The organism is Bacillus cereus group sp. N12 (assembly GCF_016483575.1).
GTDB lineage: Bacteria > Bacillota > Bacilli > Bacillales > Bacillaceae_G > Bacillus_A > Bacillus_A toyonensis.
Genome location: NZ_JAEHBO010000108.1, coordinates 1 through 13,239 on the forward strand (window position 1 = coordinate 1; position 13,239 = coordinate 13,239).

Consider the following 13,239-nt stretch of genomic DNA (forward strand, 5'->3'; position numbering starts at 1 on the left):
TTTTCTCTTTCTTGGTACTCGGTTGTATATCGATACGTACCACGCGCCACATCTCGCCCCTCTATAACAACAGGAACTTCAACAACCAAATCACCACCAAGCATCGGAATTGCTCCGCCACCAGATGATCCAAGTGAGTTATTAATTACTTGATTTGATACACTACTTGTCATAGCCTGTTTGCTATTTGACATATTCCCATACACGCCACTCATAACAGTCTTTAAGGCTGATAATTGACTTACAGAACTAGCCATCATACGGCTCATGTCACCCATTAATTGATTTATTTCTCCTGGCATAGCAAATTGTTCTCGTGGCATGGCTGCTACGATTCCAGCGCCAATGTCTCCAAGTGTCTTTTTATTAAGGGGAAGCACCGCTTCTCGTCCCGCTTCTCCAGCACCTTGAAGTTGTCCACCATTCATTCCGAAAATAGTTGGACGAGTAAAAATACCACCTTTTGCATTCCATTTCACGCCAATTCCTGACGGATAAGTAATGTCTTTACCTAAAACATTTTTTGTACTAGTTTCTAAGCTAAAGTGTGGCATTGATGGCATTTCAGGTTTGGGGATTTTTAATTTTAAATCACTAAAGAATCCCTTAATCTTCCCAATAAATTCTTCTACCTTACCAACCGCTTCTTTGATTGGATCAATGATGTTACGTTTAGCCGCATCGAATTTTTCTTGTGCTGCATTTTTTATAGCATCAAACTTTTCTTTCGCACTGTTATACATTTCGCCGAATTTTTCTTTCGTAGAATTATAGGCTGAAATAACCGGATCAATAACATATTTATAAACTAACTGCCATGCTGCAAGTGTATAAGATTGGATTTTTGCCCAATTTCCTAATATCCAATTTGCTAAATCATTCAACTTTTCTTTTGTTGCATTCCACAATTCTTGCACTGGCTGGATAACATACTGTTTTACCAAACTCCACGCTGCTGATGTATATGATTTTATTGTCTCCCATTGTGAATTTAGCCATGAAACTAAATCACTGAACTTTTCTTTTACTAAGTTCCAAGTGTCTACGACTGGTTGAATGATATATTGCTTAAATAATCCCCAGGCTATTTGTGCCACAACTTTTGCAATTTCCCATTGTGTACCAAGCCAAGTAACCATTTCACTGATTGTTGTACTCACCCAATTGTAAGCCTCTCGAATTGGTTGAATAATATATTGGCAAATTGCCGCCCATGCAATTTGTACTCCGGCTTGAATAAGTAACCATCCAGCTTCTAAAACGGTAGAAACTGCTGAAATAATTGGATCTAAAACAGTGAGAATCGTGTTCCAAGTTTCTTGCCAAGCTTGTACGAGTGTTCCCCACAGTTCGGAAGCTGTTGTAACTAAAGAAGTCCACCAAGAGGAGGCTGTTTCAACAATTCCAGACCACAAGCTACTAAAGAATCCCCCTATCGGATCAAAGAAACTATGCATCATTTCAGTGAATGAAGCCCAAGCTCCTGAGAAAAATTCGACAATAGAATTCCAGGTACTACTACATATCTCGCCTATTCCTGTCCATAAATCGCTAAAAAACTGACCTATTGGATCAAAGAATGAATGCATTGTTTCTAAAAATGAATTCCAGGCTTCACTAGATGATTGAACAATACCGTTCCAAAGTTCTATCAAATATTCTTTAATAGAATTCCAGGTTTCTATTGTCCAATTTTTGATATCGTCCCAATTTTTATAAATAGCAAAACCTAGAGCAACTATAGCTGCTATGATAATTGGAACAATGGCGACAATCCCAGCTGCTACTAATGCTGAAACTTCTAAAAAGCTCATGACGGTTACAACTATAGGTGCAAGTGCCATGATTGCACCCGATATTATACCAATAGCGGTTGCTACTGCTGCTAATGTCGCTGCCAACTCTGGATTGTTAGAAATCCATTCAGCGAATTTAGAAATAACATCGGCTACAACGCCTAGCAATGGTTCGAGAGCAACTTGTAAATCTTGCATAGCTTTTTGAAATTTCACAGCTGGATTAGCATCCATCTTTTGAACAGATTCATTTAATTGATCTTGGTTTTGCTTTGTCTTATCCTGTGCTTTGTCTACACCTTTATAAACCGCGAGTAAATTTTTCCCTTGGTCTTCCCATTTTGTTTTAAAGATTTCCATTGAGATAGCATCTTGAAGCGATTTATCCTTAATCCCGTCTATCCATTGCGCAACTTCAGACATAGCTTTCGAGCCAGCTTCCCCTCCGCTAACAACTGCATTTCCCCACTCTTTCATTTTTTCAGCAGAGACATCTGTACCTTCTAGTAATTCAGTCATTGCTTTTGGAACCTCTTGACTAAAGCCTTTAAGATTTAATCGCCCCTCCTTAACCCCATCGTTGAGATTATCAATGTTCCAAGTTTTCGTATCTATTCCCTGTTCAAAAATATATTGGATTTCTTTAGCACTGAACCCAACTTCATGCATTTGCATTCCATACTCTGCTACTGTATCTAATTGTTCTGGTGGAAATCCTGCTTTTAATAGAGAGTTCATTAAAGCTAAAGCTTGATCGTTTGATACTCCTATACCCGCAGCTACTTCATTTGTTTCTTGAATTAACTCAGTAAAATCTACTCCTTCATAAGAGTTAGCAATAACTGCCGCTCCTTTTACAATCGCTGCATTCGCCTCATCACTAGCATTTTTATTTAATGTCCATTGTCTACGTACACCTTCTAAAGATGCCTCAGCATCAACGCCATAAGCGGTAACGCCTCTCACAGCTTCTTCTACTGATTTCTTCGAAGACTCTGGGACATCAAAAGTGATATCAATCTTTGTTTTTAATTTGGACATATCAAGTGCTTTTTCGATTGTCCCGGCAATTCCGCCACCAGCTACCATTGCACCAAGTACGTTTTCTAAGCCTATATCTAATTCTTGAAATTCTCTTTCTGTCCTTTGGGCTTCTTGTTGTAAGTCTCGTAATTCGTTTCGCACTTGTTGTATTGAATTGCCAGCATCCACAGATCGTAGCGCCCGTTGTAATTTTTCAATATCTGCTTCAGTTCCTAATGCTTCACGACCAATAATTCCAATCGCTTGTTCTAGTTGGCGACTTGTAGCTGTTCCGCTTTTAATAGCATTCACAAGACGATTTCCTAATGCTCCTGCAAAATCATCAACGCTTTTTCCTGTAGCTCTAAACAATGTTTCTAATTGCCTTGTGGAACTCGCTACATTCTCTTGTTCAGCCTTCATGTTTCCGAGCTTATTTTTAAGACCATTAAGTGACCCTTCTGTAAATTCAATTTCACGCCTGAATGCACGATATTGTTCTTCAGAAATTTTACCGTTTTGAAATTGAGCTTGTACTTGTTGTTCCGCTGCTTTCAATTTATCTAGCTTTTGTGTTGTATTTTCAATCTGTTGTGTAAGTAATTTTTGTTTTTGTGCTAATGCTTCCACATTACCTGGATCAAACTTTAACAAGCGTTCAACATCTTTTAATTCTTTAGCCAAGGCATCACTTTGTTTATTTACATCTTTTAAAGCATTTTGTAACGGTTGAGTATTTCCGCCGATTTCTATCGTAATCCCTTTAATTCTTCCTGCCATTTTCTCACCTCATTTCTTAGAATGAATCAAAGTCTTTTTGACTTGCTTTTCTAACTTTTTCTTTGTCTGGATTCTCCATTTCAGCAAACTCAGCGATGTAATCAAAACAATCACCGATTGTCATGGTTTCTAAATCCCAATGCGTTAATTTTGCTTTATAACAAAGAGCCAGGAACAAATCAGTGGTTAATTCTTCATCACTGAATGTCCCTTGCTTTTCATTATTTGCTGTTATTTTTTTTTTGCTCCCATAGTGACTTGAACTAGTTCCATTATGTCTGGCATGATTTCTTCAATTGGGAATTCTTCAAATTCATCCAGCCACGTCATAGGATCAGGAATACTGGAATCAGCCGTTTTAGCGAATAACCAAGTCAAATCATAAACAAGCTCAAAATCCACTTTACTTAAATCAAGATTAGATGTATCGATAGGTTGTTGTGATCCATCTGGTGAAGTTAACGTACTAATTGCTCCTAACCCCATCATATCTGCAAATAAATTACGTCTGAATTGTGCTTTATATCGTTTAACTGTTGCCGCTGTACTTTTTAATCTGACTCGTTTTCCGTCTATTGTAATTGTCTTTTCCATCTACTTACGCTCCTTTTGGTAATGCAGGTACTTTTGTATATACTTTCTTATACCAATTATCATAAATCGCTTGTTTTGATTTAGTAGTAGTTTTCGTTTTAACCATACGTTTTCCGTTAATATCAATAGGGCTTGATACAAATTTAAGTTCATTTGTGTTAGGTTCTGCTGAATTTGTTTTCGTTTTAGATGCAAGTGTCGGACGACTTGCTGAACAGTTAAACATAACATGGCGCGTCGCTCGTACATCACCATCAAATTCAAATAATAGTGCAAATGATTTTCCTTTCGCATCAGCTAACTCATTTAACACGCCATCTTCCTCGTCTAATTCCTCACCTAATGCATCAACAGCAAATTGTTCCGGAATAGTCGCAATAGATAACGTTCCGTCATACCCTTGGTTGTTACTCGCTGCATAGTAAAGCATGTCATCCGCGTAGAATTCAATTAAATCCCCCCGTGGATCAAACGTTAATTCAACCGCACCTGGCAATGGAATTGGTGTACTAAATGTAACGACACCATCTTTAATATCAAAGAGTGCATAATGGACATTTTTCAAACCAAAAGCTACTTTGTTTTCATTCATTTACATCAACCTCGTTTCATAATTTTTTTGATACAACTTTTCAGATTCAATAAAAGTCCCATACGAATCATAAGGAATTTCATGATCGTCTAGGACTTGTTCAAGCTTGGCTTCTGCAACTAAATCTTTTTTAGTTGTATAAAGCTCTATATTTAAATCATTTATCTTGTGATAGACCTTGTTATCAGCCATGAGATTGGCTGAACCATCCACAAGGAAACAAATATAAGGTGGCGCTGGAATTGGATTGGTTGGCGTTGCTGTAAAATGCGAATAAACCACAGGATAACCTGTAGCTTCAAGGATTTTTGTTAATTCACCTAATGTCATTGCCCGACCGCCCTTTCAATACGTCTTGGCAATTCGTCAATTACATACTCTTCAACTGGACGAATATGAACTTGTGCTGGAACTCGACCACCACCGACTTTGGCATGTCCCTTTTCTAAAAGATGCGTTAATTGTCCTTGCGTATTATGAAGGATAACGCCATTACCTTCTTTTTTCTTACGCCATCCTTTACGATAAGCACCTGTTTTTTTAGGGCTATTTTGCTTTAACTTACCTACAGCAATATCTCCTACTTCATCAATTTCATTTTCTAAGTTTTCTTCCACAATATTCGCATATCTTTGTAATTCTCTAGCAAGCTCACTCGCAAAATCATTCATATCAAGTATGCTCCTTTGCGATAATAGTCAATGTTTGATACATTTCATCGTCATTCATTGGCGGTTCGACAATATCAAAGATACGATTTTTCATATTAACTCGCATTTCTTCTGTAATTCCTGATGTATAAGGGATTACAAAACGATAGATCCGAGTAGCTTGTGAAGCTGAAGCTTCAATATACTCAGACCCTTTTACCGTTTTTATCATTGACCATGCTTTTTTAACTTCTTGCCAAGATATTTCGATTACTTGGTTTAATTCATCTTTTATTACTACAGGTTGTTCAATGCTAATTCGATTTCTAAAATCACCGGAATTCAGTGGTTTTTTGTAGTGAAAAGGACGCATATTAATCACCGTCCAATTTTATTTCTTCTAAAGCTTTTGCAATGCCAAAACTATTAATTTCGGTTAAAAAATTCTTAGTAAAATACTCAAGTGCATCATTGTAAACATAACGAGAACGCTCAAAAACTAATTCTTTGAACGTCTCATCTTTGGTTATGTCATACGATCCACATACTTTTATTAGAGCCTCATTGGATACAAAAAGGATACGTCTTAGGTTATCGTCTTCGTCATCACCTAATCGCATCCTATCTTTGAATTGCTGTAATATTTCATTTGAAATTACTGTATCCATTCACATCATCCTTGTGTTGGTGGCGTTACTTCTTCAAGTTTCAATGTGTAAACTTGTGAAGTGTATTTATCCTTTGGTTTACCTGTAGCATATTGTTTAGCAATATAAACTGTCGCATCTTCTAAAGCTAGTGTTTCTTCATATTTTTTGATTGGCTCTGTTCCACCCATCGCTGCAACATATTGACCCTTAACAAAGAATAATACTTTCCCTTGAGGTACAAACACCGATTCTGTAAGGATCGGATTAAATGGCAAGCTTGTTACATATACTCCAGCCGCATTTTGAATTGTTGCGTTCGCTTGAATATCAAAAGTATCAAACGGATTAGTTACCATTACTACTTTACCAGCAATATTTTTTGGTCGATCTGCATCCGAACCATCAGCATTTAATTTTTTAGCTAGTAGTTTAACAACACTTTTTAATTCATTGATTGTTTTACGACCTGGTTCGAATGTTAAAGTGCCTACTGGCTTCTTATCTGGATATACTCCATTCACAACACTTCCACTTGGATCTTTTAATAACCCGATAGGTTCATTTTTACCTGTACCAGCTACAAATCCACGTTCTAAACCCACTTTCATTGCCTCTGTAATCATTGTACGAACATAACGTTCTACCCATACCGGTCCAAGTTTCAACATGTCGTTTGCTAATGGAATAAACGCTGTTAATTTAAGTTGTGAAATGCTATCTTTACGGAATGTAGCATTTAGTTGCCCTTTAATACCATCAAATAACGGTCCCCATACTGCTGCACCCTCTGGATCGCCGTAAATGAATTCTGTTACAGCCCCTAAATTTTCTAAACCAATATGTTGTAATAAAGGATGATCTTCAACTAAATCATCAAAGATTCGTTCTTGAGTTGTTTTAGGTAAAGTTTCAGTAGACTTAAAGCCACCTTCTTCCACAACTGCATTAAAGAACTTCATTTCCTCGCTTGTTAATACATTAGCGCCGCGAGATTGCATAATAGAACGATCTACCATTGATTCATTCACTTGATTTAAGATATCTGAACGAACATCTGTAGCAAGTGCTTCAATCATAGAATTTAATGCTGCCGATTGTTCTTCTGTTGTACCTTCCTGTGTTGCTTTCGCAAAAGCTAATTTCTTCTCTTCAAAGTTATTGAATTTAATAACCATATTTTATTTTCCTCCTAAAGTTAAAAAGAGCTTACTCAGATTCTGCTTTGTATTAACAGGTTCTGGAATAAGCTCTTTGGGATTTGTATTCGTTTGTAAATCATTCAGGATTTCACCTTTTAACCCTGATAATGCTGTATTTAAATCTTCTTTTGTAATTCCTTGACCTTTTCCCATTGTTCCATTTCTAAAACCATCAATTACTTTCTGCGGGATCATAGTAGAAGTGGCACTTGAAGCTGTCATTTTAACTGGATTCTCCATGAACATGATTTCATCTACAAAATTATTTTCTAATGCTTGTTGTGGACCCATCCAAGTCTCTTCAGCCATCATATTAAGTAGTTCTTCTTCTGATTTACCACTTTTAATGACATAGGCGTTTACAATTGCTCGATCTGTTATTTTTAACATCTCAGCCGCCTTTTCCATGTCACGATGATCACCACCATTCCACATAGAAGCATTGTGAATCATGATTTGTGCTGTTGGAGAAATTCGGACTTTATCGGCAGCCATTGCAATAAATGATGCTGCACTTGCTGCTAAACCAACAATTTGAACTTCTACATGACCAGGATAATTTTTTAATGCCGTGTAAATCTCTGAACCTTCATTTACATAACCACCAGGACTATTTATTGATACAACTAATTCCTCGCCATTTGCATTTTCAAGTTCTTTTGAAATCTTACTTGGGCTTGTAGCATCCATTTCAAACCAATCATAAATCCAAGCTTCATCATTAGAAATAATCGGTCCTTTCACGTCAATTTTCACCGTCATTTTCTTTCTCCCCTCCTTCAGATTCATTTAGTTTTGTATAGTTCTTCGTAATATGATGGATATTTAGGTTTGGATCATCAGAATCTTCATAATCTACTTCTGATCGAATCTCATTTCCTGTAAATGCACTTGAAGAAATGAGTTTATCAATACTTGTCGCAAGATCAAATATACTTTGATAGGAAACAGCCTTAACCTCAATTCTTCGTCCCAAAAGATATTCACTCATTTCAAAGAATTTAACGTTCGCTTCATCAGATAGCTTTTTTAATAATGGCCGTACTGTAAAAAGCATATAATTTTTCGTTTGCTTTTCTACATCAGCCATTTCTCCATATATCAGAGCTGTTGGAATACCAAATGCCATAGCTACTTGATTTAAGAAACCATTTGTTACTTTATTGATTTCTTCCACACTTGGGCCATTCGCAACACCGTTGTATATCTCGTTATAATTAATACCCTTTTGTTGTGGGACAATAGCTATATCTTTTGAGCCAATCGACTTATACATGTTGTCTATAAACTCTTGTAATTTCGCTATTTGTTCTTCTGTTTTAGCACCAATCATATCCATATCAACCGTGCCACGAACTTGATTTTTACGCTTCTGTGAGTTTAATATCCTACCAAATAAATCTCCGTAATCCGCAAATAATCCATCGATAAGTGGAGATAATTTATCATTTCGATACTTTAAGTGAATTACTTCGCTTTGTTTAAAACTTCTCTTAAACGTGTAATCTTTTACTGTTACATCTGTGAAAGCATCTTCATATACAGCATATTCGTTATGCTGAAATCCATCGGCAATAAGTAAATCACCATCATCAGCTTGTATGACTAAGCATTCATTATCATAAATAAGTTTACGAATAAATCTTTCCCAGAAGGTACTTGCGGTCATATTCTTATTCGGTCTAACGTTTAGTCGATAATAAAGCTCATTCTTCTCAAATGTTTTACCGTTTCTTACCCTGAATTCAGATTGACTAATCGTTCTTCCTAGAAAAGATACGCATGTATCAAGTGCTAATCGTTTCATGTGAAGCCTATTTGCTGTATCAGCAATCAAATCCAGATCTAGCATAAATTCTAGTTCTTTATTTCTTTTAAATACTGAACCTAACCATCCAATGGTTATCACCCCCCCTTTATTAGAATTTAATGTTACCTATAACAAAATCAGTTGCTTCTTGTATCTCATCCGCACGATAAAGAGCATGAACAAAACACTGAAACCCATCTGTTTTTCTACGTACAGGTTCTTTCTTTTCATATATTTTATTTCCATCACCTTTGATAACAACCAACACATTTTGCGTATACCAACGCATTAGCGGATTATCATCAAAAACAATTTGTTTATTTGCAAATGCCATTTCAATACGTGGAGCTAATAAACTATGAATTGCTTTTGGGTTTCGTATAACTTCTATTTCAAACCCCTCTGCTACTAATAATGGCCTTATTGCTTCCATTCTGAAGTTATCAGCTATAATCTTTTTAACCCCATATTGTTCTCTCATTTCTACAAACCAATCAACAATATGCTGAGGATTAATAGTCGGTTCATCCACAACCGTTAGTAGTCCTTGCTCTTCCCATTCTTTTATTGGAGCAAATTTTTGTTTTTTAAACTCACCTGCTTTTTTAGAATATCCATAATAGATATCAACAAATTCTTTTCGAACAAAGGAATGAGTTTTAAAAATGTACTCCCCATTTTGTCTAAATAAAAGACCACATGCTGCAAAGTCTCGAATACTTGCAAAGTCTAATGCCCCTATGCATTCTTGAGCATATAAATCAGGAAATGGACGATTTGTAGCAAGAATTTCTGACCATTTCGCAACAGATCGCTCCAAATTTGTAACCGGCAAGTTCATTCGTTTTGTCATGAACTCCTCTCGGTTGCTTGGATCATCCTCTAAATCCTCATATTCTTCTTTTATCGTTTCAAGTAATCCCTCAGCATACTCACTTAATGGATCAGATAACATCGGATTCGCCATTTCCCAATTATCGATATCATCGACTTCTTTTTCATCATTTAATTTACAAATGAACGGAAAGATAGCATTTGGACGGGCTTCACCATTTAAAACTTTCATTGCTTTTTCTTTTTGCTTATCTAGAAATCCATCTCGTACATACCCGTCTGTACCAATGTAAAATTCACGTGGGTTTTTCTTTTTCCCTAAACCACTAATGTGGACTCGAACATCTTTATTGCTTTCATATTGATGTATTTCATCAAATACAACCGCGCCATCACGCAAACCATCTTTTGTATCTCCATTAGACGTTCTAAACTTCAATATACTTCCTGTTGCTTTAGAGACAGTTTGGGTTAATGTGGTTTTAAATGCTCGTTGCAATATTTCATTTCGTTTGACGCATTTATGAACTTCATCTGGACTGGTTTTCGCCTGCTCTTCACTGTTTGCAACAACGGAAATGTTATACTCCGTGATACCATGCATTTCACTAATTAAAAAATGAATGATGACTGATATTAATCCGTTTTTACCGCCACCACGTCCTAGCATCCACAAGAATTTACGATAAAATACACGCCCGTTTTTCTTATAAAACAAAAAAACGAATGCTATTAAGAATTTCTGAAATGCTTGCAATGGGAAGTACCATTTCTCTCCAAAACGGATACACTTCTCAATCATTTCATCATCAAAATACAAATCGTCTCTGTTCAAAACATATTTTTCTAGATAGTCAATTAACAGTTCTCTTTCTTTGTTGAACTTTATTTTCCCACTCCTATAAAGCTCAATATATTCATCTACATACTTTTGCCTGATCATATTAAATCACTTGGACTGTATCCCGTATTAGAAGCACCCACTTTAGGAACGAATTTTATATCTCTTCCTAAAGCAATTAAAGAACTGTTAATTTTGTTCCTCTCACTTATAAGAGGGTGGGCTTTAACAAAAACTTGAGAACCATTTTTTACTGTTACAGATTCACCTTCTTTATTAATGGTTTTATTTATTTTTCTAAATGCTTTGACCAGATCAATGTATCTTTCTACTTTTTCAACTTCGACTAAATCTGTGATATCAATACTATTCATGAGCTGTTCTTTTAACCTCACAATACTAACAGCCATCTACCCACCCCCCCTTACGTGCGTAAAATCGAAAAAAACCTGACAGTTAACCCCCTCCTCCGGTGCCCCTAAGACGAATTTTTGATGAAATATTTTAAGGGGGGGGTGTTATTTTGGTTTTGTTTTCACCATTTCTCATCATGTTCCCATTTATTTTGTTTCTTTTCATAAACTCTTCCATGCTCTTTATTATGGCAATTCACACAGACTGTTTCAAGGTTGTCTATGTCTAATGCAAGATCAGGATGATGCTCAAGTTCTTTTATATGATGGACAACGAGCTGTATCTTCTTACGCTTTGCACTCTCACTGTATTCATTCGTGTCTGTTTGCACTCGACCATTACGTTTACATTCCTGGCACTCATAGTTGTCACGCTTCTTTACTTGTTCGCGTGTACTCTTCCACTCACCACTATCATAGAACTTACGCTTCTGTTGTTTGGTTTTGTATTCATTCACTATCCTTTACCTCTATCACACCCGTATCAATCCACTTCTCTCGGCGTTGAATATCAAGGCACTTCTCGCAATAGAAAGTAGCTGATACTTCCTGAATGAATTGCTTATCATCAGAATAGAAAGAAGTAGTATCACTATCTAATACTTGATACTTATGGTCACACATTATCCTCACTCCTTATCTATAAAATAAAAAGCACCCTAATGGATGCTTTTTATTTAAGTATTAGTTTACACTTCAATTTCGGTAAATGAAGTTTTATTCTTCTTCCAGTCACTTAATTTTGTTTACGTATATTTGCATTAATATTATTAAGTAATTGGAAGAAGAGCAAAAGCCCTTCTCCGTTTACACAACGTAAATTGCAATTGAATGTGGAATCAAGAAACAACTGGTCATCCAATCTTCAATCATCGCCACCGGTCATGACGATCCATTTTCATTTATCAGGAATTTTGAGAAAAATGTTTTCCGCCACTACTCACAATACAAATATAACACCTTAATTCCAAAACAACCGGCACACATACTGCCAAAAAGCGGTCACAACTCTGCCACTTATTTTAATTTACTAATAGCCTTTATTTTCCTAGACAACCTCAATGCAACACCATAAAGAATAGATTGAATTTTATTCAAGTATTATGCTTGATCTGATTGTAGAACATGTAATGGAGGCGGAATAATCCAACCTTTTTTCTTATTCAGACGAAGTAATATAGCTCCAGCTTGTGCTTTTTTCATATGAAATTGACCAAACATCATCCCAACATCTTCTCGAAGAGATTGTCCCATAGCTTGACTACATGCTACTAACCCAGCAGCAAGATCCATAGAAACTTTAGCTGCAATTTCCGCATCATTAATACGAGCACCAGGAGGAATCGTTTCAATAGATGCAACTGGTCTTTCTGGAGGTGCTGGTGGTAATGCAACACCATTCAATTTTAATATATTTTTTAATTCTTCAACTTCTGATTGGATATCATTCTCTACAAGGTTTTCTAAAAATTTCTTTAAATCCTCGTCTCCTGTATGGTTAATAAGAACTTGATATCCAGCAATTGTGCCTTGTGCCGCTGCAAGGTAACTCCAAATCCCAAAGACTTCTCCGTAGTGCATTGGTTCATTTTGTGGATTTCCACTTAAAATACCCATAAAAATATTCCTCCTTAAAGAAATTAGACTTTTAGCAACAATACTTACTATAGAAAAAATTTTCCCAATCATGTTCTTGATTAAAGAAAATAAGTTCTTATAACTCATAAGAAACACCTTACCCAAATATAGTAATTACCTCTCATAGAATGTACCGTTACCAAAAATTTATTCTTATATAGAATAAATACATTTCAATTAACCTGATCCATTATTATAAGTACTTTTAATAATAAAAATTAAAGATGTTTATCGGAATTTCAATTCAAATGGTTTTATATATTTTCAACCGAATATTGTCTAAAGGAACTGGAGACATTACTAGATACGAAAGGAGGGAAAACTATGAAGAAAAAACTTTCATCTATTTTAGGTGCCCTATTACTAACTATTATGGTTTTTGGTACAAGCGTCCATGCTGAATACGATGGATATAATAC

The 13,239-nt window shown here is 35.9% G+C and carries 15 protein-coding genes and 1 pseudogene; 1 reads left to right on the top strand and 15 read right to left on the bottom strand.

What is annotated here, in order from left to right; genetic code table 11:
• From JDS92_RS27390 to JDS92_RS27460, 15 genes are all read right to left on the bottom strand, one after another.
• A partial coding sequence (locus JDS92_RS27390) for a phage tail tape measure protein (RefSeq protein WP_199632842.1) occupies nucleotides 1-3,599 on the bottom strand: 3,599 nt, incomplete at its 3' end.
• Between the two features lie 231 nt (nucleotides 3,600-3,830).
• The gene (locus tag JDS92_RS27395; protein ID WP_097957656.1) at nucleotides 3,831-4,193 is read right to left on the bottom strand and encodes a hypothetical protein; all 363 of its coding nucleotides are present in this window, start codon (nucleotides 4,191-4,193) and stop codon (nucleotides 3,831-3,833) included.
• Between the two features lie 4 nt (nucleotides 4,194-4,197).
• On the bottom strand, nucleotides 4,198-4,785 hold the full coding sequence (locus JDS92_RS27400; RefSeq protein WP_001004909.1) for a major tail protein: 588 nt from the start codon (nucleotides 4,783-4,785) through the stop codon (nucleotides 4,198-4,200).
• On the bottom strand, nucleotides 4,786-5,115 hold the full coding sequence (locus JDS92_RS27405) for a hypothetical protein (RefSeq protein WP_097957655.1): 330 nt from the start codon (nucleotides 5,113-5,115) through the stop codon (nucleotides 4,786-4,788). It abuts the gene before it with no gap.
• The gene (locus tag JDS92_RS27410) at nucleotides 5,112-5,456 is read right to left on the bottom strand and encodes an HK97 gp10 family phage protein (protein ID WP_097957652.1); all 345 of its coding nucleotides are present in this window, start codon (nucleotides 5,454-5,456) and stop codon (nucleotides 5,112-5,114) included. The genes JDS92_RS27405 and JDS92_RS27410 overlap by 4 nt, the downstream gene beginning before the upstream one ends.
• Nucleotide 5,457: 1 nt before the next feature.
• Nucleotides 5,458-5,808: a phage head closure protein gene (locus tag JDS92_RS27415; protein ID WP_097957650.1), complete on the bottom strand. Its 351-nt coding sequence runs from the start codon at nucleotides 5,806-5,808 to the stop codon at nucleotides 5,458-5,460.
• Between the two features lies 1 nt (nucleotide 5,809).
• Nucleotides 5,810-6,103, bottom strand: coding sequence for a hypothetical protein (locus JDS92_RS27420; RefSeq protein ID WP_097957648.1), 294 nt, complete (start codon nucleotides 6,101-6,103; stop codon nucleotides 5,810-5,812).
• A gap of 5 nt (nucleotides 6,104-6,108) precedes the next feature.
• Complete coding sequence (locus JDS92_RS27425; protein ID WP_097957646.1) at nucleotides 6,109-7,260, bottom strand: phage major capsid protein; 1,152 nt, start codon at nucleotides 7,258-7,260, stop codon at nucleotides 6,109-6,111.
• A gap of 3 nt (nucleotides 7,261-7,263) precedes the next feature.
• Nucleotides 7,264-8,046: a head maturation protease, ClpP-related gene (locus JDS92_RS27430; protein WP_097957645.1), complete on the bottom strand. Its 783-nt coding sequence runs from the start codon at nucleotides 8,044-8,046 to the stop codon at nucleotides 7,264-7,266.
• The gene (locus tag JDS92_RS27435; protein WP_097957644.1) at nucleotides 8,030-9,193 is read right to left on the bottom strand and encodes a phage portal protein; all 1,164 of its coding nucleotides are present in this window, start codon (nucleotides 9,191-9,193) and stop codon (nucleotides 8,030-8,032) included. The genes JDS92_RS27430 and JDS92_RS27435 overlap by 17 nt, the downstream gene beginning before the upstream one ends.
• A gap of 10 nt (nucleotides 9,194-9,203) precedes the next feature.
• Nucleotides 9,204-10,871, bottom strand: coding sequence for a terminase TerL endonuclease subunit (locus JDS92_RS27440; RefSeq protein WP_097957642.1), 1,668 nt, complete (start codon nucleotides 10,869-10,871; stop codon nucleotides 9,204-9,206).
• Nucleotides 10,868-11,179 carry a P27 family phage terminase small subunit gene (locus JDS92_RS27445; protein WP_000301149.1) on the bottom strand — a complete coding sequence of 104 codons (312 nt, stop codon included), beginning with the start codon at nucleotides 11,177-11,179 and terminating at the stop codon, nucleotides 10,868-10,870. Before JDS92_RS27445 ends, JDS92_RS27440 begins: the two co-directional genes overlap by 4 nt.
• A gap of 125 nt (nucleotides 11,180-11,304) precedes the next feature.
• Nucleotides 11,305-11,640, bottom strand: coding sequence for an HNH endonuclease (locus JDS92_RS27450; RefSeq protein ID WP_097957640.1), 336 nt, complete (start codon nucleotides 11,638-11,640; stop codon nucleotides 11,305-11,307).
• Nucleotides 11,633-11,806, bottom strand: a complete 174-nt coding sequence (locus JDS92_RS27455; protein WP_176548990.1) for a hypothetical protein — start codon at nucleotides 11,804-11,806, stop codon at nucleotides 11,633-11,635. The genes JDS92_RS27450 and JDS92_RS27455 overlap by 8 nt, the downstream gene beginning before the upstream one ends.
• A gap of 477 nt (nucleotides 11,807-12,283) precedes the next feature.
• Nucleotides 12,284-12,799, bottom strand: coding sequence for a DUF3231 family protein (locus JDS92_RS27460; protein ID WP_097957639.1), 516 nt, complete (start codon nucleotides 12,797-12,799; stop codon nucleotides 12,284-12,286).
• A gap of 345 nt (nucleotides 12,800-13,144) precedes the next feature.
• Between JDS92_RS27460 and JDS92_RS27465 the strand changes: the two are divergent.
• A pseudogene (locus JDS92_RS27465) lies at nucleotides 13,145-13,239 on the top strand (WGxxGxxG family protein); the annotation flags it as partial.

Excerpts from the sequence above, each read along its gene's own strand:
- JDS92_RS27395 (WP_097957656.1), bottom strand. The coding sequence starts at position 4,193 with ATGGAAAAGACAATTACAATAGACGGAAAACGAGTCAGATTAAAAAGT.
- JDS92_RS27400 (WP_001004909.1), bottom strand. The coding sequence starts at position 4,785 with ATGAATGAAAACAAAGTAGCTTTTGGTTTGAAAAATGTCCATTATGCA.
- JDS92_RS27405 (WP_097957655.1), bottom strand. The coding sequence starts at position 5,115 with ATGACATTAGGTGAATTAACAAAAATCCTTGAAGCTACAGGTTATCCT.
- JDS92_RS27410 (WP_097957652.1), bottom strand. The coding sequence starts at position 5,456 with ATGAATGATTTTGCGAGTGAGCTTGCTAGAGAATTACAAAGATATGCG.
- JDS92_RS27415 (WP_097957650.1), bottom strand. The coding sequence starts at position 5,808 with ATGCGTCCTTTTCACTACAAAAAACCACTGAATTCCGGTGATTTTAGA.
- JDS92_RS27420 (WP_097957648.1), bottom strand. The coding sequence starts at position 6,103 with ATGGATACAGTAATTTCAAATGAAATATTACAGCAATTCAAAGATAGG.
- JDS92_RS27425 (WP_097957646.1), bottom strand. The coding sequence starts at position 7,260 with ATGGTTATTAAATTCAATAACTTTGAAGAGAAGAAATTAGCTTTTGCG.
- JDS92_RS27430 (WP_097957645.1), bottom strand. The coding sequence starts at position 8,046 with ATGACGGTGAAAATTGACGTGAAAGGACCGATTATTTCTAATGATGAA.
- JDS92_RS27440 (WP_097957642.1), bottom strand. The coding sequence starts at position 10,871 with ATGATCAGGCAAAAGTATGTAGATGAATATATTGAGCTTTATAGGAGT.
- JDS92_RS27445 (WP_000301149.1), bottom strand. The coding sequence starts at position 11,179 with ATGGCTGTTAGTATTGTGAGGTTAAAAGAACAGCTCATGAATAGTATT.
- JDS92_RS27455 (WP_176548990.1), bottom strand. The coding sequence starts at position 11,806 with ATGTGTGACCATAAGTATCAAGTATTAGATAGTGATACTACTTCTTTC.
- JDS92_RS27460 (WP_097957639.1), bottom strand. The coding sequence starts at position 12,799 with ATGGGTATTTTAAGTGGAAATCCACAAAATGAACCAATGCACTACGGA.